Annotated in this window: 19 protein-coding genes; 10 read left to right on the top strand and 9 right to left on the bottom strand. The window is 43.9% G+C overall.

From position 1 onward, the window contains the following. Positions 1-3 precede the first annotated feature (3 nt). From VFC92_12360 to VFC92_12340, 5 genes are all read left to right on the top strand, one after another. Entirely contained in the window at positions 4-897 is an 894-nt protein-coding gene (locus VFC92_12360; GenBank protein ID HZK08974.1) for a hypothetical protein, read from the top strand. A gap of 30 nt (positions 898-927) precedes the next feature. Then, the gene (locus tag VFC92_12355; protein ID HZK08973.1) at positions 928-2,196 is read left to right on the top strand and encodes a DUF3575 domain-containing protein; all 1,269 of its coding nucleotides are present in this window, start codon (positions 928-930) and stop codon (positions 2,194-2,196) included. A gap of 203 nt (positions 2,197-2,399) precedes the next feature. Beyond that, positions 2,400-2,654, top strand: coding sequence for a prevent-host-death protein (locus VFC92_12350; protein HZK08972.1), 255 nt, complete (start codon positions 2,400-2,402; stop codon positions 2,652-2,654). Continuing rightward, the gene (locus tag VFC92_12345) at positions 2,651-2,920 is read left to right on the top strand and encodes a Txe/YoeB family addiction module toxin (GenBank protein HZK08971.1); all 270 of its coding nucleotides are present in this window, start codon (positions 2,651-2,653) and stop codon (positions 2,918-2,920) included. The genes VFC92_12350 and VFC92_12345 overlap by 4 nt, the downstream gene beginning before the upstream one ends. 280 nt (positions 2,921-3,200) lie before the next feature. Further along, the gene (locus VFC92_12340; GenBank protein ID HZK08970.1) at positions 3,201-3,800 is read left to right on the top strand and encodes a DNA-3-methyladenine glycosylase I; all 600 of its coding nucleotides are present in this window, start codon (positions 3,201-3,203) and stop codon (positions 3,798-3,800) included. Positions 3,801-3,847: 47 nt separating this feature from the next. On the opposite strand, the gene VFC92_12335 is transcribed toward VFC92_12340, so the two are convergent. The 8 genes from VFC92_12335 to VFC92_12300 form a co-directional block, all read right to left on the bottom strand. Continuing rightward, positions 3,848-4,072 carry a heavy-metal-associated domain-containing protein gene (locus VFC92_12335; GenBank protein HZK08969.1) on the bottom strand — a complete coding sequence of 75 codons (225 nt, stop codon included), beginning with the start codon at positions 4,070-4,072 and terminating at the stop codon, positions 3,848-3,850. Between the two features lie 112 nt (positions 4,073-4,184). Further along, positions 4,185-6,605 carry a heavy metal translocating P-type ATPase gene (locus VFC92_12330; GenBank protein HZK08968.1) on the bottom strand — a complete coding sequence of 807 codons (2,421 nt, stop codon included), beginning with the start codon at positions 6,603-6,605 and terminating at the stop codon, positions 4,185-4,187. A gap of 85 nt (positions 6,606-6,690) precedes the next feature. Continuing rightward, complete coding sequence (locus tag VFC92_12325) at positions 6,691-7,254, bottom strand: AraC family transcriptional regulator (GenBank protein ID HZK08967.1); 564 nt, start codon at positions 7,252-7,254, stop codon at positions 6,691-6,693. Positions 7,255-7,373: 119 nt separating this feature from the next. Beyond that, on the bottom strand, positions 7,374-9,731 hold the full coding sequence (locus VFC92_12320; protein HZK08966.1) for an ABC transporter permease: 2,358 nt from the start codon (positions 9,729-9,731) through the stop codon (positions 7,374-7,376). 85 nt (positions 9,732-9,816) lie between these two features. Continuing rightward, on the bottom strand, positions 9,817-12,132 hold the full coding sequence (locus tag VFC92_12315) for an FtsX-like permease family protein (protein HZK08965.1): 2,316 nt from the start codon (positions 12,130-12,132) through the stop codon (positions 9,817-9,819). 302 nt (positions 12,133-12,434) lie between these two features. Beyond that, a complete protein-coding gene (locus tag VFC92_12310; GenBank protein HZK08964.1) occupies positions 12,435-13,133 on the bottom strand; it encodes an ABC transporter ATP-binding protein in 699 nt (232 codons plus the stop codon). 193 nt (positions 13,134-13,326) lie between these two features. Further along, positions 13,327-15,501 (bottom strand): ABC transporter permease, encoded by a 2,175-nt coding sequence (locus VFC92_12305; GenBank protein HZK08963.1) that lies wholly within the window; start codon positions 15,499-15,501, stop codon positions 13,327-13,329. Between the two features lie 24 nt (positions 15,502-15,525). Then, the gene (locus VFC92_12300; protein ID HZK08962.1) at positions 15,526-16,776 is read right to left on the bottom strand and encodes an efflux RND transporter periplasmic adaptor subunit; all 1,251 of its coding nucleotides are present in this window, start codon (positions 16,774-16,776) and stop codon (positions 15,526-15,528) included. 172 nt (positions 16,777-16,948) lie between these two features. Here VFC92_12300 and VFC92_12295 point away from each other — a divergent pair, with 172 nt between their 5' ends. From VFC92_12295 to VFC92_12275, 5 genes are all read left to right on the top strand, one after another. Then, positions 16,949-18,310 (top strand): sigma-54 dependent transcriptional regulator, encoded by a 1,362-nt coding sequence (locus tag VFC92_12295; GenBank protein ID HZK08961.1) that lies wholly within the window; start codon positions 16,949-16,951, stop codon positions 18,308-18,310. Between the two features lie 18 nt (positions 18,311-18,328). Then, a complete protein-coding gene (locus tag VFC92_12290; protein HZK08960.1) occupies positions 18,329-19,690 on the top strand; it encodes an ATP-binding protein in 1,362 nt (453 codons plus the stop codon). Between the two features lie 341 nt (positions 19,691-20,031). Beyond that, entirely contained in the window at positions 20,032-20,754 is a 723-nt protein-coding gene (gene aat, locus VFC92_12285) for a leucyl/phenylalanyl-tRNA--protein transferase (protein ID HZK08959.1), read from the top strand. Next, positions 20,751-21,128: a DUF3127 domain-containing protein gene (locus VFC92_12280; GenBank protein HZK08958.1), complete on the top strand. Its 378-nt coding sequence runs from the start codon at positions 20,751-20,753 to the stop codon at positions 21,126-21,128. Before aat ends, VFC92_12280 begins: the two co-directional genes overlap by 4 nt. A 110-nt stretch (positions 21,129-21,238) precedes the next feature. Then, a complete protein-coding gene (locus tag VFC92_12275; GenBank protein HZK08957.1) occupies positions 21,239-21,913 on the top strand; it encodes an NAD-dependent epimerase/dehydratase family protein in 675 nt (224 codons plus the stop codon). Between the two features lie 131 nt (positions 21,914-22,044). Here VFC92_12275 and VFC92_12270 read toward each other — a convergent pair whose 3' ends face one another. After that, positions 22,045-24,960, bottom strand: a complete 2,916-nt coding sequence (locus VFC92_12270; GenBank protein ID HZK08956.1) for a choice-of-anchor D domain-containing protein — start codon at positions 24,958-24,960, stop codon at positions 22,045-22,047. Between the last annotated feature and the right edge of the window lie 303 nt (positions 24,961-25,263).

The following is a 25,263-nucleotide window of genomic DNA, read 5'->3' as shown; positions in this document are numbered from 1 at the left end:
GGGATGGAAAAGATAATCATTAAAATATGGCTTGTTTTTGTTTTGATAACAGAAGTTTTCGCGGGCAGTGCAATGGGGCAAACCAAAATTCAGGTGGTGACAAAAACGCTGGATGGCCAGGAAAAATGGACCCCCGGAATGAAGCTGGAGATAGTTGGCGAAAATGCTGTGATACATTGCGAATCGTACGCGGGGAGTTCCATCCTTTACGAAATTGAAATCATTGCAAAACATGCTGACAAAGAAAAGGCAGCGCTTGACTTGAAAAAGGCGAAATGGATTAGTGGCCGGCAGGGCAGGACTTTATTTATGCGGAATTACATCGAGCTGGCTGCCGGAGATGCACGACCCGAATCGAACCTAAAAGTTATCTGGCACATCAAAATACCCGAAAGCTGTCCGCTGACCATCAATAATTATTTTGGTGAAATCATTGTAGAAAATACCAAAGGAACACTCAACATAACCAGCGAATTTGCAACCATCGGATTAATAAATGTAAAAGGTGAAATTAAGATTGAATCAAAATTCGGAGATATTTCCGGAAAGATGCTGGATGGCCGGATTGAGATAAAATCCAGCCGCTCCAATATTCACCTCGAAAAGGTGTCAGGAACAATCATCATTGATGCGACGGTTGCAAAGATAAATCTTGAACGTTTTATCCGTCTTGAGGCCCTTACTATCGGAGCCGAAAAGTCGGAGATAACGATCGATGCCGGAAATAAATTCAGGTATTTGCTCGATCTCGAAAATACCGATTTCGGGAAACCCGCATGGATGGTCTTCGATCCTCCCGGGAAAAAGGGAAATATCCATAAAGTCAATTTTAATGATCTGCCGGATCGCCCGCTTATCCAGATAAAACAAAGCATTGGTACACTTGAAATTAAGTAGCCTGAGATGAAAAATTATAAACAACAAACGATGAAACCGAACACCTCGATAGTTTTGTTAGCCCTGGCAGCACTTTTTGTTTCAATGGCAGGAAACGCACAAACCGACAGCCTGCGCTATTCCACCGAAACACACTACGACAGCGTGGTGGAATATCTTACGCCAATGGAATACGCATTCATGATGCACGAAGAAACCAACTGGCTTTTTAAGGCTTCTATGGTGGCATACTGGGAGTATGGCCGCGTGGCCGGGAACCTAAAGTTGAGCATTGAAAAAAAGATTGCCAATGGGTTTTCGTTGAATGCTGTATTGTTTAACTACAGCAGTTTTAAGCTGGGCCTCAACTCTTCGGATGATTTTGGAATCGAATCTTCCCTCGAATCAAGGTGGTATTATAAGAATCATAAAAACATTCGTGATAATATTCCTACAGCCAACTTATCGGGCGCTTATGTTGCTTTGGGAGGTGGTTATCGCAAAGCTTATCATGCAATTTATGACCGTGAAACCGGATACTCCGACCTGGAGTTTATCCCGCTATTTGCAAAATGGGGTATTCAGCGCAGATTCCTTAAGCGAGGGTTTGTGGACTTGGGTGTAATGGCAGGATGGAATAAGTCGCTGAGTGGCGACTCCTGGTCCACCCTGTTTTTTAGTACCTATGTGGATGCAGGTTTGGCTTTTACAAGGGATAAGTATAAACTGGATTTTGATAAATTGTGCCCTGTTTTGAGATGCCATGCTGAAGATCGCTTTTTGTTAAAAACAAATCTTGTTAATATCATAAATCTGGCCTATGTCAGGGAGTCGCTGATTGGCTCCATTACACCAAACATTGAGGCTGAGTTCAAGTTGGGAACCTCTCCATTTTCGATCAACACAAAACTGGGCAGCAAATTCCAATATTCTAAGGTGAAGAATTATGATGCCGAAGTATTTAGCATTAGTCCGGAATTGACAATTGAAGGACGCTATTATTATAATCTGCATCGCAGGATGTTAATGGGGAAATCCGGTAATGGCCTTTCGGCAAATTACGTTTCGTTGGGGCCAACTTATCGTGGAAATTATTACAAACAAAATTCAGCCAACGGCAAATATCACGAGGGAGCTTCCTTTGTTGGTTTAAAGGTAGGAACAGGCATTCAACGATTAATATCCGATCATCTTTACCTCGACATGAACATCGGATTTGGTTATGGTATCGAGTATTCTTATGGTGGATGGTCAGGAAGGCGTAGCAATAGAATGACTGGGATTTTTGATTTGGGATTTGGAATAGGATATCGGTTTTAAAAAAAAGAAATCTTCTGTTTTTTCAATTCCCGTCGGAGGGCATCGATCTTTTATTTTAAAGTTGCGTCATTTTATAAATAATCTCGATGGAAGCCCTTCTCTGATCCGGTACTTGCGTAGGCAATAGTTGGGAATTAAAATTCGACACCCTCCTAAATTTTATTACATTTGTACCAGTTTGGTACACAATAACATTTACAACTATGACAATAATCAGCAGTAGAGAGTTCAGAGAAAAACAAAAACATTATTTGGACAAGGTTGACAACGGCGAACAAATTATTATTCAAAGGAAAAGGAACAAGAGTTACAAATTGGTTCCCGTGACGAGTGAAGATACTTTGATGTCAGAAGAGGAATTTTTTGCCAAAATTGATTATTCTCTGCAGCAGGCTAAGGATGGCAAAACCAAGCGTATATCCGATCCCATTGAGATTGAAAAACTTCTGGGGTTATGATTTTCGAGCTGGAATTTACGGAGGAAGCTTTGGCCGATCTTAACCGATTGAAAAAGGCAGGGGACAAAAAATTGCTAAAAAAACTGTTTAATCTTTTACTGGAACTTCGTGAACATCCATTAACCGGCACCGGAAAAATTGAACGTCTTAAATACTATAATGAAGAAACATGGTCGCGCCGATTATCAGCGGAACATCGTCTGGTTTATCGAATTTATGATACAAGGGTAGTGGTTCTTGTTTTATCAGCATTTGGACATTATTAACGGTTCTCACTGTTTGCTCACTACTCTTACAACCCGAAAAGACTATTACCGATCATCTTTACCTCGACATAAACATCGGATTTGGTTATGGTATCGAGTATTCTTATGATGGATGGTCAGGAAGGCGTAGCAATAAAATGACTGGGATTTTTGATTTGGGATTTGGGATAGGGTATCGGTTTTAAGCACATTGTTTTACGAAATCAAAATGCAAGAGCAAGCCTTTGCTATCAGGGGTTTCGGATGTTATTTTAATATTTTAGTAATAAACTTTATCACAATGGAAAGCTCCTGCACCTGGCCGGGCAATGACCCGCTGATGAATGAATACCATGATAAGGAATGGGGCGTGCCTGTGCACGACGACCGGAAACTTTTCGAGTTTTTGGTGTTGGATGCCTTTCAGGCCGGACTGAGTTGGAAAACTATTCTTCATCGCCGCGAAGGATTCCGAAGGGCATTTCTCAATTTTGATGCTGCAAAGATCGCAGCCTTTGGCGAAGATGATTACAACCGTCTGTTGAATGATTCCGGTATTATTCGAAACCGGGCGAAGATCAGGGGAACCATTAAAAATGCACAAATGTTTCTCAAAGTCCAAAAAGAGTTTGGTTCCTTTGATTCCTATATCTGGCAGTTTACCGATGGAAAGACCATCGTAAATCATTTCGTTGATCCAACACAAATCCCGACCACAAGCCCCGAATCAGACGCCATGTCCAAGGACATGAAAAAACGTGGCTTTACCTTTTGCGGAAGCACTATTTGCTATGCATTTATGCAAGCCGCGGGCATGGTGGACGACCATTTGGAGGGTTGCTTTAGGAAAGATGATTTGCGCCTTCGGCGAAAGACCAATAAAGAAAACCGGACATTTTAGGATTTGTAGATTGATAGTAAATCAATAAATTGAGAACCCCAATCATACTATCCCAACACCTCAATCTTATAGCCGGCTTTTTGTATTAATGCCACCACTTGCTGCTCTGTAATACCATCTGAAGTTACGGTGAGTATTTTATTTTTGTTGGTAGTGTCCACCTCCCAATGGTCGATCCCTTCCGTCTCGTTCAGGAAAGGAGTTACTTTAGCGATACATCCACCACAATTGATGTTTGTTTTGAATTGAAATTTTTGAATCTTACTTTCCATGGTTTTTATTGTTTTAATGTTTATTGAAGAGAGTTTAGTAAATTTTCAGATTAGATATCTTCAAACCGATTCTTCCTGCGCACTTCATTTATCACTTTTGACTTTCAGACTTTCAGCTTATTTTCTTCCATTTCAGCCTCAGACTGTTGCTTACAACACTCACGCTGCTCATGGCCATTGCAGCTCCGGCAATCATCGGGTTCAGCAGGAATCCGTTGATAGGGTAGAGGATGCCGGCCGCAATCGGAATGCCTATCATATTGTAAATTAAAGCCCAGAATAAATTTTGTTTGATGGTAGTCACTGTTTTTTTGGAGAGACGAATAGCCTGCGGTATCTTGCTGAGATCGGATGAGATTATCGTCATTTTGGCAACATCCATGGCAATATCGCTTCCTTTGCCCATCGCAATACTTACATCTGCCGTTGCCAATGCAGTACTGTCGTTGATGCCATCACCAACCATTGCAACTATTTTGCCCTGCTGCTGTAATTCTTTTACGAAATCGGCTTTTTGTTGTGGCAACATTTCAGATTTATAATGCGGTATGTCTGCCTGCCGGGCAATGGCTTTTGCAGTGGATTCATTGTCGCCGGTGAGCATATACAGATCGATTCCCATCTCCTGCATCTGCCTGATAGCAGCTACGGAAGTCTCTTTAATTTTGTCGGAAATAGCCAGAACCGCGAGGGCATTTTTATTGTTTGCAAACCATATCACTGTTTTGGCTTGTTCGCTCCATTCATCGGCCTTTTGCTCCAGCTCGTCAGCAACAGCTATTTTATGTTCAGTCAGTAGATTTCTGTTGCCCACCCAATAGCTTTCATTATCATAAACTGCCGTGGCTCCTTTGCCCGTGATGCTTTCAAAAGAAGATAAAGGAACTGTCTGCTCTGTGGCTAAATGTTTTACTACCGCATCGGCCAATGGATGTTCGGAAAGTTTTTCCAGGCTAAATAAAATTTGCTGCGTTGTGTCATTGTCTTTCAGCCATTTCACATCCGTGAGCTGTGGCTGGCCTTCGGTGATGGTTCCCGTCTTGTCCAAAACAACCGCATTTATCTTTTTGGACAATTCAAGACTTTCAGCATCTTTGATTAAAATTCCGTTTTCAGCACCTTTCCCTACGCCCACCATTATGGCCGTGGGTGTCGCAAGCCCTAATGCACAGGGGCAGGCAATTACCAGCACCGTAATGGCTGCCAACAGTCCGTGAACAAGGCCGCTCTCGCCTCCTAGAATCAGCCAGATAATAAAAGTGAAGATGGAAATGGCCATTACTATCGGAACAAAAATCCCTGCAATTTTATCCACGAGTTTCTGTACCGGAGCCTTGCTGCCTTGTGCCTCCTGCACCGTTTTGATGATTTGAGCCAGCATGGTTTCTTTGCCTACCTTTTCTGCCTCAAAATGAAAACTCCCTTTTTGATTGATGGTTCCCGCAAACACTTTTTCATTTTCTTTTTTCAACACCGGAACAGGCTCACCACTCAGCATGCTTTCGTCCACATACGAATTGCCCGAAACCACCTTGCCATCGACCGCTATTTTTTCGCCGGGTTTTACCAATAGTACATCGCCTACATTTACATCATTTATGGCGATACGTTTTTCCTGCCCATCGGGAAGCAGCACCAATACTGTTTTTGGCTGCAAGCCCATCAGTTTTTTAATGGCTGTTGATGCATTGCCTTTGGCTCTTTCTTCCAATAGCCTTCCTAATAAAATAAAGGCTGTGATCACCGCGGCTGCTTCAAAATAAACGTGTGCTTCCAGGCCCCTTGCGCGCCACACTTCAGGGAAAAGCATATTGAAAACGCTGAAGGTATAGGCGATTCCCGTACTAAGGGCTACCAGGGTATCCATATTTGCGGAGCGATGTTTTGCCTGTTTCCATGCGTTAACAAAAAAGTCCTTACCCAGCCAGGCCAGCACGGGAGTCGAAAAAGCCCACATAATTACGTTGGCATAGGGGATGTCTGGCAGAAACATACCAATCACCACCACCGGAAGCGAAAGAATGATGGCCCAGATGGTTTTCTTTTTTAACACCTTAAATTTCTTGTCGTGGATGGCCTCTAATGTTTCCTGCTGTGTGGATTCTTCTTCGAGCAACAAATCGAAACCCACCGCCTGCACAGCTTTTTGTAGTTCAGCAGGAGAGGTCATATTGGGCAGGTATTCCACCGACAGGGTTGCCGTGGCAAAGTTGACAGAAGCATCGATTACGCCTTTTGTTGTCTTTGCAGTAGATTCGGCGCTGATGGCACAGGAAGCGCAGCTCATATCCAAAACAGGAAATGTTTGTTTTACGGTGGTTACGCCATAGCCCAAATTATTGATGGCTTTGATGGCTTCTTTTACGGCTTCTGTATTTTGTGCCTCAAGCGCTGCCCTGTGGTTGTTCAGCTCTACTTTGTGGCTTTCTATGCCTTCAATCTGCGACAGGCCTTTATCGATAATAAGCGCGCAATGCTCACTATTCATATCTTCCAAAGGCAGGAAGATGGTTTCATTCTCTTTTGTTGTCATTAATTTATTGCTTTGTTTCAGGCTGCAAAGTTGACAATAAAAGGGCGGGCGGGCATTGTAGTTTTATGGAATTTATTTGTAAGGTTTACACCTCATCCAAGGGTTTTCTTTTGTCTTTGCCAATTTTCTTGAAATGACTCGGCGTGAATCCGGTAACTTTCTTAAACTGGTTGCTCAGGTACGCCACGCTGGAATAGTTGAGCCGATCAGCCACTTCGCTCAATGATAATTCGTCGTACACCAACAGCTCCTTCACTTTTTCGATTTTTTGGGCGATAAAATATTTTTCGATGGTAACGCCTTCTACCTCCGAAAATAAATTGGAAAGATAGCTGTAATCGTGATGCAAGGCCTTGCTCAGAATATCCGATAAGTTATTTTTTATATCACTGTCGTGATAATGCACCAGGTCGATGATGATGTTCTTTATTTTTTCGATGATCCTGCTTTTTTTATCGCTGATGCGTTCAAACCCCAAAGGAGTTAAAGCATTATCCAGGGCTGTATTTTCTTCATCCGTCAGTGCATTTTTGAGCATTACTTCTCCCAATTTTATGTTTTTCACTTCCAGACCCAGTTTGTCCATCTCATGCTGCACCACCATAATGCAGCGATTACACACCATATTTTTAATAAAGACTTTACACATAATCTTCTATTTTACAATAATAAAAAAGGTAGTTGTTCCCGCTGGAAGTTTGCCTGACTATAATTTCAAAACTACTATTTTTATTTTATGCAAGTCCAAAGGCTCACATGGCTACTACCTTACTCATCCCGCAAACTCTCCACGGGGTTTTGATTTGCTGCACCAATGGTTTTAAACAAGATGGCCAGAGTGGCTATAGTCAGGGCAATCAGGCCGCCAAAAAGGAAATAAAGTGGAGATAGAGAGACTTTGTTAACGAAGTTCATCAGCACCTCACGCATGGCGATATAAGCCACCAAAAACGCAGGAATCATAGCCAATACAACCCAGATTAAAATGTCCATCATCAGTTTCCCAACTACCTGAAGCGTGGTGCTGCCATGTACTTTTCTAATGCCAATCTCTTTGGTGCGCCGCTCCACATTGTAGCCCGAAAGTGCGTACATACCTATAAAACTCAATAATATAGCCAGAAGTGTTCCACTCAGCACCATGCTGAAAAACCGTTCTTCCAATACATAGGTATTGTTAAAACGATCGCTTAGCGAAAAGCTGCTGAATTGATAATCGGGCAGGAAATCATGAAATACCTTTGCCACAGCTTCGTGCCTTTCCTTTGAGGCTGCCCCCGATGTTTTGATGTAAATTACATTTACCTGATCCGAATAGGCCGTTAGGCAAAGCGGTTCTATCTTTTGGCCGGCATTTTCGTTGTAATAAAAATCCCGGACCACCCCAATAATTTTAAGCGGTTCCTCCTCGTGCATGATCAGCGACTGCCCCACGGGATCGTCAAGTCCAAGCATCTTCACAGCGGTTTGGTTGAGGATGATTGCAGATTTATCTTCGGGCGTATTCCTGAAAAAACGCCCTGCGGCCAACTGCAATTCCATTACTTCGCAAAAGCCCGCCTGCACGCGATACTGGTTGATACTTTTTCTTTTTTCTTCCGATTGCCCGAAGAGATAAACGCTTTGTCCGCTTACGCCACCGCCCATATAATGGCTGCCCGATCCTACCTTTTTCACGAAAGTGAGCTTACCCAACTCCTGTTTTATAGCTTCAGCTTTGCTATCTATTTGCACATTGAAACTACTGATTCCGACCACCTTATCGGGATTGAAGCCCAACGGGATATTTTTCATAAAAGATAGCTGTCCATTTAGCACCAACAGGCTTACAATTAATAAGATGCTGATAAAAAACTGCAGCATAACCGATGATACTGACAACCATTTTTTGCGATGAACCGACTTTATGCCGCCATGCACAGCATCGATCAGCGGCAGTCTGGAGAGAAAATGTGCCGGATAACTGCCCGCTAAAAAAACCAGCAACACCAGAAAGCTAATCATAACCGCAATGTTGATCGGCGAAATAATGTCATTAAAACTCAGATTGACCCACATCAGTTGGGAAAAATAAGAAATGCCGGCTTGAGCAAGCAACAAAGCCAACCCAAAAGCCGGAAGAATAATTAATGTTGTTTCAAGATAAAACATACGACGTAAACTGGCTGGCGTGGCTCCATACGATTTGCGGATACCAATTTCAAGAAGCCTTTTTTCGCCTTGAAAAATATAAAGATTAATAAAGTTGATAATAGCAATCAGCAGAATGAAAGCAGCCAGTGAAGCCACCAATATGATTTGAGATATACTACCCTTGTTCGACAAATCAAAGTCGGCACGGGTGTGCAGATGCAGGGCGGTTAATGGCTCGATGCCCGAGCGCACGGTGGTATTTTCACTATTAAAAATTTCAGAAACGATTTTATTATTGCGTTCGGCAATTTTCTGCCCGACAGTCTCAGGATTGCTGTTTTCGTCTATAAGGTAGTAGGTAAAAAATTCAAGTCCGCCATAATAGATGCCTGAATAAAGCGATTTCATACTGACCAGCGCACCAAATTGGAAATGGGTAGTTTTTGGCAAATCGGCTATAACTCCTGTTATCTGGTAATCTTCGCCTCTGATACTAAGAATTTCTCCCAGGCAAGACTCATCGCCGAAAATTGTTTGAGCAACCGACTGTGCCAAAACTAGTTGATTGCTAGCCTGCAAAGCTTGATCTTTTTCGCCTTGCAACAAATCAAGGCCGAAAACATCAAAAAACTCAGGATTAACATACAGCAAATTATTGATGGTGTGTTGGGTCTCTCCTTTTGAAAGAATCACACGTCCTCCACGATAAATCTGGCAAGCCTTGTCTATTTCAGGAATCTCCGCCGGAATTTCAGTATAAGCTTTACTGGAACATATCGGGTAGGTTTGTGTGGAGTTGTCCTCGATAATGGTATTGTAAAGCCTGTAAACCTGCGACCGTGTGGGGAAACTCCGGTCGAAGCTGGTTTCGTGAACCACATAAATCATCAGCAATAAAAACGCCGCCAGTCCGATGGCAAGCCCCGGCAGGTTGACAAACAGCAGCGTCGGGTTGCGTTTGAAATTTTTCAGGATTTTGATAATTCTGGTCATTTTTTTAATTTTTTAATTCTAATTTTCCTTTTTCAGTCCACATCGTTCATGGTTCATCGTTAATTGTTAATCGTTCATCGTAATGTTATTCATACCGTAGTGCTTCCACCGGATTCCTTCGGGCGGCGCGCCAGGTTTGCCAACTCACGGTTATCAGAGCAACAGCAAGCGCGAAAATTCCGGCCAACACAAAAACCCACCAATGAATCTGGGTTTTATAAGGGAAATTTTGCAACCATTTGTTCATGGCATAATACGCAATGGGGCAGGCTACAACAAAAGCTATTGCCACCCATTTTACAAAATCAAAATTTAGCATTTTAACAATTTCAAATACCGTGGCGCCATTCACTTTGCGGATGCCAATCTCTTTTATCTTTTGCTGATTATAAAACACCGCCATAGCAAAAATTCCCATGATAGAAATCACGATGGAAAGCAAGGCAAAATAACTCACAATGGCGGCGGTGCGCTTTTCGCTATCGTACCAGCTTTGAATGTCATCATCAAAAAATCCCGAGTCGAAAGGCATTCCTCCAGTATATTCCAGATAGGATTTTTTTACCTGATCAAAGGTTGCGATCACATCGCCTGACTGCAGCTGAACAAGAATACTCCACGGATATTCATCTTTTCCCAATTGTCGCAGGATCAAAAAGCCCAACTCCTTGTGCAGCGATTCTATATTAAAATTATTGGTAATGCCCAAAACCGGTTCCTCACCATAGTTTGATTTAAAACTTACAGGCAACGGGTCGAGTCCCAGTTTGTCCACCGTATATTGATTCAGCCAGATGCCCTGCTTAGAATAGGCTGATGAGGTGGGCGTTATGTTTATTTTCATCATCTCAAAAAACGAGCTATCCACAACAAATTCCTGGAAACTAACAGGCTGGTCTTCATACATAAACGACTGGTTGTTGCCACCATCTATGGGGCTGCCCTTGACGAAAGAAACTCTTTTAACGCCGGGTATTTTCTCAATAACGTTTCTGAATCCTTCTGTTTGGCCGCGTTTAAGGTTATTGACCAACCACACGATATTGTCATGATTAAACCCTAAATCATGATTTCGCATAAAGGCAGTTTGCTGGGCAATAATAATGGTAGCGATAACCAGCACAATGACCACGGTGTATTGGAAAGCGATGAGGAATTTTGAATACAAAATCTTGCTTTTCCGGCGAAAGCCTCCTTTTATAACATCGACGGCACGCAGCCTGGTGATGATGAATGCCGGGATGATGCCCGAAAAAAAACCTACGGCGACAATAAAAACAAATAGAATAAAAACTGTTCCAGCTGTAAAAACATCAGCAAGTCTGATTTGGGTATTCAATGCGCTATTAAGCAATGGCTCTGCCAAAAAGCCTCCCAAAATTGCCAATAACATTGCCACACTGCTTATGATTATAGATTCGACAACGAGTTGTGTCATCAGTTTTGACCGACTGCTACCCAGTAGTTTTTTAATGGCAATTTCTTTCACACGCATGCCCGATTGGGCAATAGTCAGATTGATGTAATTGATAATTGCCAGTACCAGTATGAGTATGACTATAGCAAACAAAATTAAAATCAGGGTTTTGTTGTTTTGCACAATTCCACTGCCGGATATCGGGCTAAAATAGCTGTCGGTGAGTGGCTCAAAAGATACTGTTTTTGTCCTGCCGTCTTGATACAGCCAAAAATCTTTTTTAAAAAGCTCCAGTACTTCCGGAGCTTTTGCGGGCAGGTTGGTGTTGGGTTTGGCAAGAAAATAAAGCCCAAAGGAGCTGTTTCCGAAGCTGGTCAATAGTTCGGGCGAATGCCCGAAATCGGCTAGCGCCCTAAAGTTGATGATAGCATCCCAGGCTATAAAGTTGGATGTTTGCGAAATATCTCCGACCACTCCATTTACAACACAGGAGACGCCATCAATTTTTATCAGTTGGTGCATGGGCGAGTCCGAGCCAAAAATGCGGTTGGCAAATTCGCGGCTCAGCACCACAGAGTTACGCGTTTTCAGTGCCGTTTCTTTCTCACCTTCGATAAGATCGAAATTAAAGATATTGAAGAAGGTAGAGTCGGCAAGCAAATAATTAAACTTGACCTTTACATCATCAGTGGTGATCAATATCCCGCCGTTTGTAGAAATACGTGTAAAACTTTCTATTTCCGGAAACTCCCCTTGTAGCCATTCGCCGATAGGTGGCGCGAAGCCGGCATAATTTTCGTTTATCAAACGGTAAATCCTGTCTTTATTTGGTTGCGTATCGTTTACGGATAATTCATTTTTGATGTAAACGCTCAGCAGGATTACAAAGCTCAACGAGATGGTAAAGCCCAAAACAGTCACCGCTGTGTAAAGCTTGCTATTATAAAGATGCTGCGTAAAAGACTTCAAGTTTTTTAGCCACATGGTTTTGTTTGTTTGTTGTTAAGATTTTAATAAGTATCCAGTCCACCGTCTTCAGTCCGGCGGGGTTTTAATTCGACATTCAATCGGTCATCGTTGATTGTTAATCGTCAATGATCAATAGTCCTTCGTCCTTCTAAATTGATGTCGCCCATTTGGGGCTTTAATTCAAAATTCTGTATTCGATATTCGATATTGAAAACACTTCATTTGTCAATCGTCAATCGTCATTAAAGACGCATGGCCGTGCGTCTCTGCATACCAAAATCATTTGTCATTTTTAAATATTTATAATTTATCGAACATTATTCGTCATTTGTCCTTCGGCTGGCTACTGCTTTTTCCGTAATTACCTCCCCATCGAACAGGTTAATTATGCGGTGTGCATAGCTGGCATCGCGGTCGGAGTGGGTAACCATGATGATGGTGGCGCCCGTTTGGTTGAGTTCTGTGAGGAGGTTCATCACCTCGGTTCCGTTTTTCGAGTCGAGGTTTCCGGTAGGCTCGTCGGCCAGGATGAGTTTCGGGTTGGCCACCACCGCGCGCGCAATAGCAACTCGTTGCTGCTGTCCGCCCGAAAGCTGCTGCGGGAAGTGCTTGGCGCGGTGGCCGATTTTCATTCGCTGCAGCACGTCGTTCACTTTTTGGCGGCGCTCGGAGGCTTTCATTTTGAGGTACATCAGCGGAAGCTCCACATTGTCGAAAACATTCATCTCGTCGATCAGATTGAAACTCTGAAAGACAAACCCGATGTTGCCCTTGCGAAATTGCGTGCGGTCTTTCTCTTTCAGATGCGTTACATCTGTACCGGCAAAGGAATACCGGCCTTCGGTGGGATTGTCCAGCAGCCCGACAATGTTGAGCAGCGTGGACTTGCCACAACCGGAAGGCCCCATTACTGCTACAAATTCGCCTTTTTTCACATGGATGTCCACATTGCGCAAAGCCAGTGTTTCCAACTCGTCGGTGCTGAATACCTTTGTTAATTTTTCTGTTTTAATCATTGTTTTTAATGTTAAATGTTACTTTTTAGATTTTTCAGTCTTACTCATATCGCAACGAATCCACCGGGTTTTTGCGTGCTGCCCTCCAACTGTACCAGCTCACGGTAGAAAGTGTTATCGCGAAAGCTACTATCCCGGCCACTATAAATATCCACCAGCTTAGGTTGGTTCGGTAGGCAAAATTTTGAAGCCATCAGTCCAATACCAAATAGGAGATGGGCACAGCGATGCAGAAAGCGATGAACACGCCTTTTACAAAATCCATGTTGAGCATGGTGACAATTTCCGAAACTTTGGCGCCATTTATTTTCCTGATCCCTATTTCCTTCACCCGATATTCACACATAAAAATGATAACTCCCAGCGCACCTATTATTGAAATAATAATAGAAATCATACAGAAGATAAAGATCAGTTGTGCTTGTTTATCTTCTTGTTTGTACTGTGCATCGAGTTGTTCATCCAGAAATGAAAGCGTGACGGGGTACTTGCTTTCAAATCGGGCATATACATCCCTGATATGATCCAATGTTGCTCCTTGATTTTCTTCTTTAATTTTCAGGCTCATGAGGTCATGTTGTGTTTTGGTCAACCAGAAAGCCATGGGTTGAACTTCTTCGTGCAGAGAAGCGTATTTCATGTTTTTGACTAAACCGATGAGCTTTCCCTGAAAATCGAAACCAGGGATGATCTTACCCAGATAGCCTTCATTCCAGCCAAATTCATCCAGGGCTTTTTGATTGAAAATAAAGTTGTTCTCGTCGGCATCTACGTTCGATGAAAAGGTGTTTCCTTCAATAACATCGATTCCCATAAAGTCTAAATACCGTTCATCCACAGGCCAGCAATAAAAACTCACCTGTTTACCATCAATTTCCCCGCCCCAACTCATGCCAACTCTTCCCGGCTCAAATTGCGAAAAGGCATAATCTGTGATGTTTGGGTTTCTCATTATTTCATCTATGAAAGCTGCTTTCTGGCTCTGTATCGAAGGGGTAGTTTCCAGTAAGACGATGTTTTCTTTATCGAATCCAAGGTCATAATTTTTTAGAAATGAAATTTGCTTTTCAATCACCAAAACACCCAGGATTAATAAAATGTAAATGGAATACTGAATTACTGTCAGTATTTTGCCTGAATAGGATCGCTTTGCCGAAAACGTAATCATGCCTTTGAGCGCGAGGGCAGGCTGAACGCCAACAATAATCCTGGAAGGATAAACCGAAAACAATACACCAAGCACGACGAATAACAGCCAACAAGTCAGGAACAGCGGTTTATAAAGATTCAGGTCGAGTACGTAACCAAAAATATCCGGCCAATAATGTATGGTGAGAAAGCAGTAAAAGATAGCCAGTAAAAATGAAAGCGTCATAAGTACCACCGATTCGATGCCAAGCATCACCAATAAACTGCGCTTCGATTCTCCTACAATTCGCCGCATATTGACCGACCGGATTAGCTTGGGTGCATTGGCTATGGCAAAGTTGAGGTAGTTGATAAAGGCCATGAAAAGGACCAGGATTGCAACAAAAATGAGTGTTTTGGCAAAAACAGAATTTCCATTTCCGCCCTGGCTGTCAAAGTGATAATCTTTAAGTGGAGTAAATGTAAAAATGATGTTTTCGTCAGGATTTCCCTTGACTATATTTTTTACTGATGGGATTTCAAGTATTTTACCCTTCATCAAGGTCATGTCAGCATTCGGCCTGACCTTGAAAAAATGATTAAAACTATATTCTGACCAATTGTCTATCCAGTCTGTAGCTGGAAATGAGCAAAATGCATCGTATTTAAAACTGGTGTTTTCTGGCAAATCATAAAAAACGGCGTCAATAATATAGGGTTCCTTGTGGTTGGCCAGCAGTGTTTTTCCAACAGGATTCTCGTCGCCAAATACTTTTTTTGCTGTTTTCTCGGAGATGATCATGCTGCTTTTTGCCCTTAGCGGGTGCTGATTTCCGCTTTTGATGCGGACGGTAAAAATATCGGTAAAGGTGGGATCAACGGCTCGGGTTTTTATCTCAAAATTGGTGAGTTGGTCTGATTCCTTCGCATAATTTGAGGGTCCCCACCCAAAAGAACATTGGCTTTCAAATTCTGATAAATTATCGAGGATATCATCGGCTAAAGGGTTGGGAAGAAAAGAGCTCAAATGATGCTGTCCATCAAACTCCATTTCCATATTCAATCGATAAATCCTTTCGTAGTCTTTGTTGAATCGGTCGTAGGTAAATTCGTTGAATACATAAATAGAGATAAGCATAAATGCGGCAAACGACACCGATAATCCAATCAGATTAAACACGGTTGTTTTACCTGATTTCTTTAAATTATTAAAGATAAATTTTAAATGTACTACCCTCATAGCCGTTTTTTTTATAGTTTTAATTTATTTGAGTACGATCCGTTGGTTGTCACCAAAATTCTCGTAACCCGACACAATGACGCGCTCGCCTGGCTGCAGGCCTTCCAGCACTTCATAATAGCCGGGGTTTTGCCTGCCGATTTTTATCATTCGCCTTTCGGCATATTTGCCATCGGGCGAAAGCACAAAAATCCATTGCCCTCCCGTTTGTTGGAAAAAGTTGCCACGCGGCAGCAGCAGTGCTTCTTCGGGGCTGCCCAGTTGCAGGCGCGTGTAATAAGTTTGTCCGGTGCGCATATTGGCGGGTGTTTCGCCCGTAAAAATCATCTCCACCGAAAAACGGCCATCACGCACTTCGGGCAATATTTTTCTAATTTTTAATTGGTATTCCTGTCCCTGCCGGTCAAGGATCGCCATCAGGCCGGCTCGCACCTGGTCGATATAATGTTCGTCGATTCGTGCCACCACCTTGTACGACGACAATACATGGATTTGTCCGATCCTGCCGCCTTTGGGAACCGATTGCCCAAGCTCTACCTCCAGCGTGGTTAGCTGCCCATCAACCGGAGCCGTTACATCCAGGCTTTCCTGGCTTTGCCTGATCAGCTTCAGGTTCATCTCCATATTGCTGAGGTTATCCTCCATCTGATCTACCTGAATTTTTCGATAAATCGAATCCTGCCGCTGGCGCTCCTGATAAAGCTCGAAACTTCGCAGTGCAAACTGATAATCTTCCTCAGCCATCAGGAACTCTTCTTTCGATATTAGTTCATCCTGATACAAAACCTGCTTTTGGCCATACACGCGCTTTTTGCGTTTGATGTCGAATTCCAGGTTCAGCAGCTCGCGCTTGATCTGCAGCTTTTCCTGTTCCATCACCACCATGGTATTGCGCAAAAAATTGCTCTTTTCGGCCAGTTGTGCTTCACTGTTTAAAATGTTTAGTGTCAGGTCGGGATTGCTCAGTCGCAGGATTACATCGCCTTTGGTGACCATACTTCCCTCTTCGATCACTTTTTCCTCCACGCGTCCGCCTTCGCGGGCATCCAAAAAAATGGTTGCAATGGGTTCTACATTTCCGGTAACGGTGATGTAATTATGAAAAGTCCCTGCCGACACCGTTTCGATCTGCAACTTGTCGGCATCCACATTCAATGTCGACAAATGAACTGCAAAAAAGGACTGATACGCAAGGAAAGCAAATAGTAGTGACACCAAAATTATTACCAGATGTTTCCTTTTAAAACCTTTTTTCTTCACTTTTGGAATATCCATGATCTTACTTTTTTTGCTTTTAATCTCAATCTGCTCAATCGCGGTGCCGCTAATTGTAAAGCACTGACAAGGTGATGTTTAAACCTAAAACATAAATTTTTTGTAGAAAAAAGTGTAAAGAACCCTAACACCGGTGTGTCGTTCATTTACAAATTGTATAATTTCGCTGGCTATGAAAGGCAACATTCTCATCCTCGACGACAACAAGAGCGTGCTTACCGCGCTGGAGATGCTGATGCAAACGGAATTTGATCAGGTTGTTGCGCTCAGCAATCCCAATGTGCTGCTCACGACGCTGCAGCAGCAAAACATTGATGTAGTGCTGCTGGATATGAATTTTAAGGCGGGCATTAACACGGGCAACGAAGGGATTTTTTGGTTACACCAAATTCAAAAACACGACCCTTCGGTTGTGGTGGTTATGATTACAGCTTATGGCGACGTAGAGCTGGCCGTGAAAGCTGTTAAAGAAGGAGCTTTCGATTTCGTCCTGAAACCCTGGGACAACCACAAATTGATAAGCACACTCCACGCAGCCATGAAATTGCGCAAGAGCCAGACGGATAATCGAGCGTTGGCCAAAACGGCGCAAACATTAAAACAAGCGCTCCGGCCTCCAGCACAGCCCCTTATCGGGGATTCAGAAGCCATGAAAAAGGTGATGACTGTCGTAAAAAAAGTGGCTGCCACCGATGCCAATATTCTTATTGTGGGTGAAAATGGTACCGGTAAAGAATTGATTGCGCGTGAAATCCATCAACATTCTTTACGAAAAAATGAGGTTATGATGAATGTGGACATGGGCGCCATCACCGAGACACTTTTTGAAAGCGAACTTTTTGGCCATACCAAAGGTGCTTATACTGATGCCAAAGAAGAGCGTGCCGGCAAATTTGAGGCGGCACATAAAGGCACTTTGTTTTTGGATGAAATCGGGAATCTTCCTTTAGCATTTCAGGCCAAATTGTTGGTGGTTTTGCAAAGCAGAAAAATTGTAAAACTGGGGAGCAACAAACCTATTCCTGTCGACATTCGGCTGATAACGGCCACCAACATGGATTTACCGAAAATGATTTCCGAAGGTCTTTTTCGTGAAGACTTGCTCTACCGCATCAATACCATCACGATAGAGGTGCCGCCACTGCGCGAACGTGGAAACGACGTGGTGCTGCTCGCCGAATTTTATCTGGAGAAATATGGAGCGAAATACAACAAGCCCGGCATCAAATTAACGCGTAAAGCGGCCGCGAAACTGCTGCTGCACAGTTGGCCCGGCAATGTGAGGGAATTACAACACAGTATCGAAAAAGCTGTGATACTGGCCGACAACGATCAGCTGACCGAAGAGAGTTTTGCTCTTCAGTCTCCAAAATCCTCTGCCAGCCATCTTCACAACAAAACCATCGAAGAGATGGAGAAGGAGATGATACAAGCCGCCATACAAAAGGAAAATGGCAACATGAGTGCAGTGGCAAGAAATCTGGGCATTTCGCGGCCTACGCTTTACAAAAAACTGAAGTCGTTTGATGAATAAAGTTTAAGAAGGAAAACCATGCCGTACAAACATTTTTACCGGGCAATCTTATCCAGACTGATCATAATTATCCTGCTGGCTGCAGCGGCAACTTATTTTTATATCGACGATCAGACGACGCTGAGCCTGCTATTGGTTTTGGTGTTAATAGGCGCCGTCATCAATATCATCAACTATTTTAACAAAATAAACCACTGGATTGCCTCCTTTTTGATGGGAATTGAAAATGACGACACCACCCTGAAAACGCCTCGCAGATCAGGTAATAAAGCCATCGATGATATTTATAAAGGCATCGACCGGCTGAACGAGATTTTTAAGAAAACAAAAATCGACATCAACTCCCAGGAGCAGTATTTCCGTTCGGTGATCGACCAGTCGGCTACAGGGCTATTTTCGGTAAACGAAAAAGGCCGTGTGATAAATATCAATCCTGCTGCTACGAGGCTTACGCAAATTAGCGCGTATCATCATGTGAATACCTTGCTGGCCATCGACGAGGTATTGCCGGGGTTTATTTTGGAAAGCTCCGGCAAAAACCTGCAGTCGGCAATATTCGAAAATAAATATGGGCAGAAATTACTCTTTAAGCTTTCCGAAATAAAAACCCACGACGAAACGATAAAACTGGTGGCGGTTAGCGATATTACCAAAGAACTCGACAACCGCGAAATCGACGCCTGGATAAAACTGGCGCGCACGCTGGCACACGAAATCATGAACAATATTGCGCCCATCACTTCGCTCACGCAGGTAATTTTGGGATATTTTACGACCAACGACCAAATAATAAAGCCTGAAAATGTGGATGCCGCCATGATTGCAAACACGGTGAAAGGTCTGGGTGTGATTGAGGAGCGTGGCGTAGGGCTGATGAGCTTTGTAGAAAACTACCGGAAATTTACCAAGCTTCCCGAGCCACATTTTAAGCCAGTCGATCTTTCCAGTCTCATCGAGCGTATGCTGATTGCCGCCAGCGCGTATCCGGGATTTACAGAGATACAAATCCGAAAGTTGATACCCGAAAACATGATGATATCTTCGGACGAGCAGCTTTTGTCGCAGGTAATTTTAAACCTACTGAAAAACGCCTGCGAAGTGCTCGTTGATGAAGGGGCCGAAACGCCCTTCATTTCGATCAGACTCACACAATACGGAAACAACATAAAACTGGAAATCGGCAACAATGGTCCACACATACCGCCCGAAATAAAAGAGCAAATATTTGTACCCTTTTACACCACCAAAGAAAATGGATCGGGCATTGGCCTAAGCCTGAGCAGACAAATCGTTTTGCAGATGGGTGGGGATATCACGGCTTCGGAAAGCAGGGATGGGCTTACAATTTTTACCGTGAATTTGGTTGATAGGGTGGGGTAATTGATACTTATTCTCTACCAATCGTTTTTGTGTTATTTCCCAATTATCATCGGTATTTTGGTCTTCTTTGAGCTATTTTACCTAAAGAGCAGAAAATCATAAAAGGTCTCCAATTCCTTTCTGGCTTCCTGGGAGAGCAGGTCGAGATTGATAAATGCTGAATGTTCCATAGTAAAATGTTTTGAGCAAAAATAATCAATTTCAAAAAATGGCTGCATCAATCATCCAGAAAATTAAGACGTCCAAACAGATTTTTTGTCGAAATTTGGCGCTTGATCAATTTAAAAGATGAATTAATTTTTGCTTCATACTGAAAACGCTACACTTTACTCTGCCCGAAAATGCCTGTTTACATGCTCACCGATGATTTGATTTTTCCGCCGCCGGAACTTGCGGAGGACGACGGGCTGTTGGCCATTGGCGGCGACCTGAAACCTGAGCGGCTTTTGCTTGCTTATTCGATGGGTATTTTTCCGTGGTTTAGTGATGACTCGCCAATTATGTGGTGGACGCTGGATCCGCGTATGGTTTTGTTTCCTAGTAAATTAAAGGTCTCTGCCTCACTTCGGCAAACCTTGCGGAGTGGTCGTTTTCAGGTTACTTTTGATGAGGCTTTCGATAAGGTAATCACTGCCTGCGCAGAAATAGATCGCCCGGACCAGGATGGCACCTGGATCGGTGATGAGATGATAAAAGCTTATCAGGCGCTGCATCAGGCCGGTTATGCACATTCGGTTGAAGTTTGGAGAGAAAATCATTTGGCGGGTGGACTTTACGGTGTATCTTTGGGCCGGATTTTTTTTGGCGAATCGATGTTTTATCACGAAAGCAATGCCTCTAAAGTTGCTTTGTGGCATCTCGTCGAACGCCTCAGGGGATGGGACTTTCCGCTCATCGATGCGCAACAGGAGACACAACATCTGCGAAGCCTCGGTGCCGAAACAATCCCGCGAAAGGCTTTTGAGAAACACCTTCAGCAGGCCTTGCAGCATGAAACAATCAGCGGAAGCTGGTCATTAAAAATAAATAGAATATTTTATAAAAATAAAAAGTACGATCCATGAGCTACGAAATTACAGGTACATTAATAGAAAAGTACGATGCGGTGCAGGTTACCGACCGCTTCAGGAAAAGAGAATTTGTAATCGAAAAACGCGAGACAGTAGGCGTTAATGAATTTATCGAGACCATCAAATTTCAGCTTACGCAGGATAAATGCGAAGCCATCGAAAATATTCCTGTTGGTCAGCAGATAAAAGTTGTCTTCAACATTCGGGGACGCAGGTGGGAAAAAAACGGTCAGGTTTCTTATTTCAACAACCTGGAAGCCTGGCGTGTGGAGCCACTCCAATCGCAGGCAACGCAAGCCAATACGGCGCCACCGCCATCGATGAATGAAATACCTCCCGAAGGGCCTACCGACGATCTTCCATTTTAACTAAGAGCTCTTTTATTCATCATCATAACTTTAGAAACTTGAAGCAACCCAAGCAACCCAAGCGATCCAGGCCTCCCAAGCGATCCAAAGCACCCAGGCGATCAACGCCTATGAACAGGCAATCGAAAATAGCCCTTGTTTTTGGAGCCACAGGCCTTACCGGACATCACCTTACACAGCAGTTGCTCACCAACAAAAATTATCGTGAGATAATTTGTATCAATCGCCATGCGATGGGTGGAAAACATGAACGACTCACAGAGATCATCGATGATTACAGCAATTTGCAAAGCTTAAACTTAAAGCCACCCATCGACGACGTTTATTGCTGCATCGGCACCACCATCAAGAAAGCCGGTTCAAAAGAAAGTTTTAAAAAAGTCGATCTCGATCTGTCGCTGGCCATTACAAGGCTTGCCGCCGACAAAAAAGCCGGGAAGCTGCTGGTGGTATCTTCCATTGGCGCTAAAGCAAAATCGGGCAACTTTTATCTGCGTACCAAAGGCGAGATGGAGCAGCAGGTTCTACAAATAGATGGGCCGCTGAAAACGATCGTGCGTCCGTCGATGCTGCTAGGCGAACGAAACGAAAAACGCACCGCCGAAACCCTCGGCCAATGGCTGATGAAAACAATTAGTTTTTTGATGATTGGCAAACTGCGAAAATACAGACCTATCCCGGCTGCCGACGTCGCTCGCGCTATGATTGCCATCGCCAATAGTGAACCAACAGCGCAGATAATCTTTGAATCGGATGATCTGCAGGAAATTTCCAATGGAGAATAGTATCACTGCTGGATGTTTTTAAAAAAGCAATTTGGGCGTAGCAGGGATTACGAATCCAACACTCGATAAAATGTAGAGACGCCCAATTTGAGCGTCTCTACGTTAAATCTTTATGTGAAGATTCATGTTCTTTATTCCTTTATCACCTTTTGTACGAAAGTGCGATTTCCATCATCAAAAACGATAAAGTAAAGTCCCGGCACAACAGCCTCGCCCGTGTCGGTAGTTCCGTTCCATTGCAAATCGAGAGTCGTTTCTTTAAGAGTGATATCGCCCAGATCGGCAATGCGTCTTCCTCCGGCGGTAATCACATACAAACTCCCATTGACCGGCTTTACGGATGATAATGTTACGGTTGTGAAAGTAGCGAAAGGATTGGGCGAACAGTGCATGCTAAAGGCTTTCTTGACGGGTTCTTTTGCAGGAATAGAGGTCCAGGAATCGAGACCACCCGAAAAGCAAGTTACCAGTCCTTCGCGACCGCCAGCCACCACTTCCGGTGAGATGTCGCCGGTGATGTCGGGAATCACGGCCAATGCATCTAGGGCCTGGTTGTAATTGATCCTCATAATTTCTTCGCCGGTAACGCCATTAAGAAATACTACCTGGTTATTTTGAAAAATAGTTCCTACTACCACGTCGTTGATGGCATCGCCGGTGATGTCGCCGATGCGATCGACGCTGAAACACTGATCGGGTAGAGATGCATACCAAATGTTGGTGCCATCCAGCCCGCTCACGGCCACGCAGCTGCTATTGCCCGACGAGAGCGTAAAATCGGCTATGCCGTCATCGTTCAGGTCGTCGAGGAGTATCATGTCACGAATAATGGTGAAACCGCCACCCAGGCTGCCACTGAAAAGTATTTCGCCATTGGTAGCGTCGTAGGCGTTAAAGTCGCCGCTGCCAAAGTTGCCTGCAGCCACATCGGCAATGTCGTCGCCATTGATATCTTCGAGCTGCAACAGTGCCCACACGGAGGTGCCACTGGTGTTTTGTCTCCATATTTCGTAACCATTGCTACCGCTGATGCATACCACTTTTCCCACCGTTTCGCTGGCATTGGAAGCGCCGGCCAGTGCGTCGGGGATTCCGTCGCCATTTACATCGTCGATAGCGATGACTGAAAATCCAGGGCCTTCCAGGAAATAATGCCACAGTAGATTACCGTTTTCACCATCGAGCAGAAAAGCACGCACTGGACCATTTCCACTGCCGTCGTTGCCGGCACAGGCCAAAACATCGATGATGCCGTCGCCGTTAAAGTCGCGACTGCCGTCCACCTGATATACCCAGCCGCCGTCGCCCCAGTATGTGGCTGTGTAAAATTTCCAGAGCTGTTCGCCAGTCCTGCCCGAAAGCATCGTTACGCTGCGGTCGCTACCCGTGGTGCCAACAACTACATCTTCATAACCATCTCCATCGATGTCATCTACTATCATTAATCCTTGTTTCCGATACACGTTGCCCGAATAAATTTCGTGCTCCCACAGGACATCACCCGTTACGTGGGCATTGCCATTAAAACAACGGATAAAATTATCTTCAGAAGCTACAATCACGTCGCTGATTTCGTCGCCATTGATGTCGGCTATCGGGCTGATGGCTTTGGGGCTGTTGTCGTAGGCCACATCAATGGTGTATTGCCACAACGCATCGGCAATAGGATAGGCCTGTATAAAACCAGTACCGGAAACAGTAATCTGCACAGCAGGGTTTTGCGGATCGTTGTTTTCGATGGTAAAAATGCCGTTGTAGGTTTCCTTACCTGTCGGATGAAACCAGATTTCAAGCTCTGCGGAGCTGAGCGGAGCAATCATCAGCGGAAGCTGTAACTGCGGATCGGAAGTAAAATATTCGCTGTTGCTGTCGAATGAAGTGATAATGAGCGTTTCGTCGCCATCATTTTGAGCCGTGACGGTGCGGCGTGTCATTGCACCTTTTCTCACCTGACCAAAATCGAGATTGGTGGAAAGCATGTGGATGACAGGGCCGTTAAGCACGCCTTCGCCCATGAGATCTATTCCGACTTCGGGGGTCACCGGGTCGTTGGATTGTATGAGGATGGTTGTGCTGAGCGTATAAACTTCTGTAGGTCTAAAAATTATTTCGATTTCTATGGAACTATCTGGCTCTATTACCTGCGGGAAGGTTTCTCGTGTAAATACCGGCACAGCATTTTGTATCACCAGATCGTTGATGGAGAGATCGGCGGTGCCGGTGTTGTGTATGGTGATGTTCCACACCGCTGAGTCGCCGGCAGCCACTGTTCCAAAATTATATTCTGTCACCGGCACGTTTATTTCAGGCGTGCCAGCCCCACCCAGGTCAATTTTGTAAAGCACACTCTGGCTGCTCAATTGTCCGTCGACATACCACAAATAGCTGCCGTCGTAAACAACACCGGAGGGTTTTATATTTTCGCTTGGGTGTTCTTCGAGAAGCGCACCGGTGAGGTCGGTTTTGTAGATTAGGTGAGCGTTGTAATCAACAAACCACAGAAATTCATCCTGAAGACACACATCCCATATTTGATTGGCAACAGGAGGTGCAAACTGACTAAGCACATTGCCCTCAGCATCCAGATGATACGTCATGCCCGGATCGGGATAATAGGTGCAAGCCCACAAAGTGCCGTCATCGTAAGCAACGCCCGACATGTAATGGTCGGGTAGGGGCAGGCTGGTGATAATATTTCCATCAAAATCAAGCTCCATAGCCAGTGACGGATTAGAACTTCCCGAAGGCTGGTGTCCCACCCACAGGTGTCCGTTGCCATAGCTCATGCCGTAGCTGTCGTCGATTGTTGGGTGGTTAAAAAGAAGGGTGGCTAATCCGCTGTCGGTGTCGAAACGATAAAACTTATCGCCACCGGAGCCATAGATGCCAAAGTATAGGTATTCACCGTCAAAAGCCAAGCCTGAAGCTTTACCCGGAATGTCGTAGGTTTTTACAATCGTCCATTCACCTTCCGCGGGAGCTTTTTGTGCCTGCATCGAGCAAAGGCAAAGGGATAAGAACATTACAAATAGTGTAATTTTTTTCATTGTACTAAATCTTTTGAGGTTACTAAATTTGAAAATCGAAGTAAAGGTAAAAAGTTTTTTCAGGATGCTGCTGATTTAAGACACAACATTTTTGTAGAGAAGAATTAAAAGTCGCTGCAAATGGCATCGGGACGAGGAAATGGTATTATGTTACTCGTTGATAAAACCTGTGATAATCCAAACCAAACTTCAACACACAAGCCTGCCAATGACAAATATATTTCAAGACACAACTTTCAAATAATTCGAAAAAAACTCTATTTGTAATTTTAATCCATTACAATTTACATCTGAATAAGATTT

Source organism: Bacteroidales bacterium (assembly GCA_035647615.1).
Lineage (GTDB): Bacteria > Bacteroidota > Bacteroidia > Bacteroidales > 4484-276 > SABY01.
The sequence above is the reverse complement of the archived record's forward strand: the minus strand, read 5'-3'. Positions and strand labels throughout refer to the sequence as shown.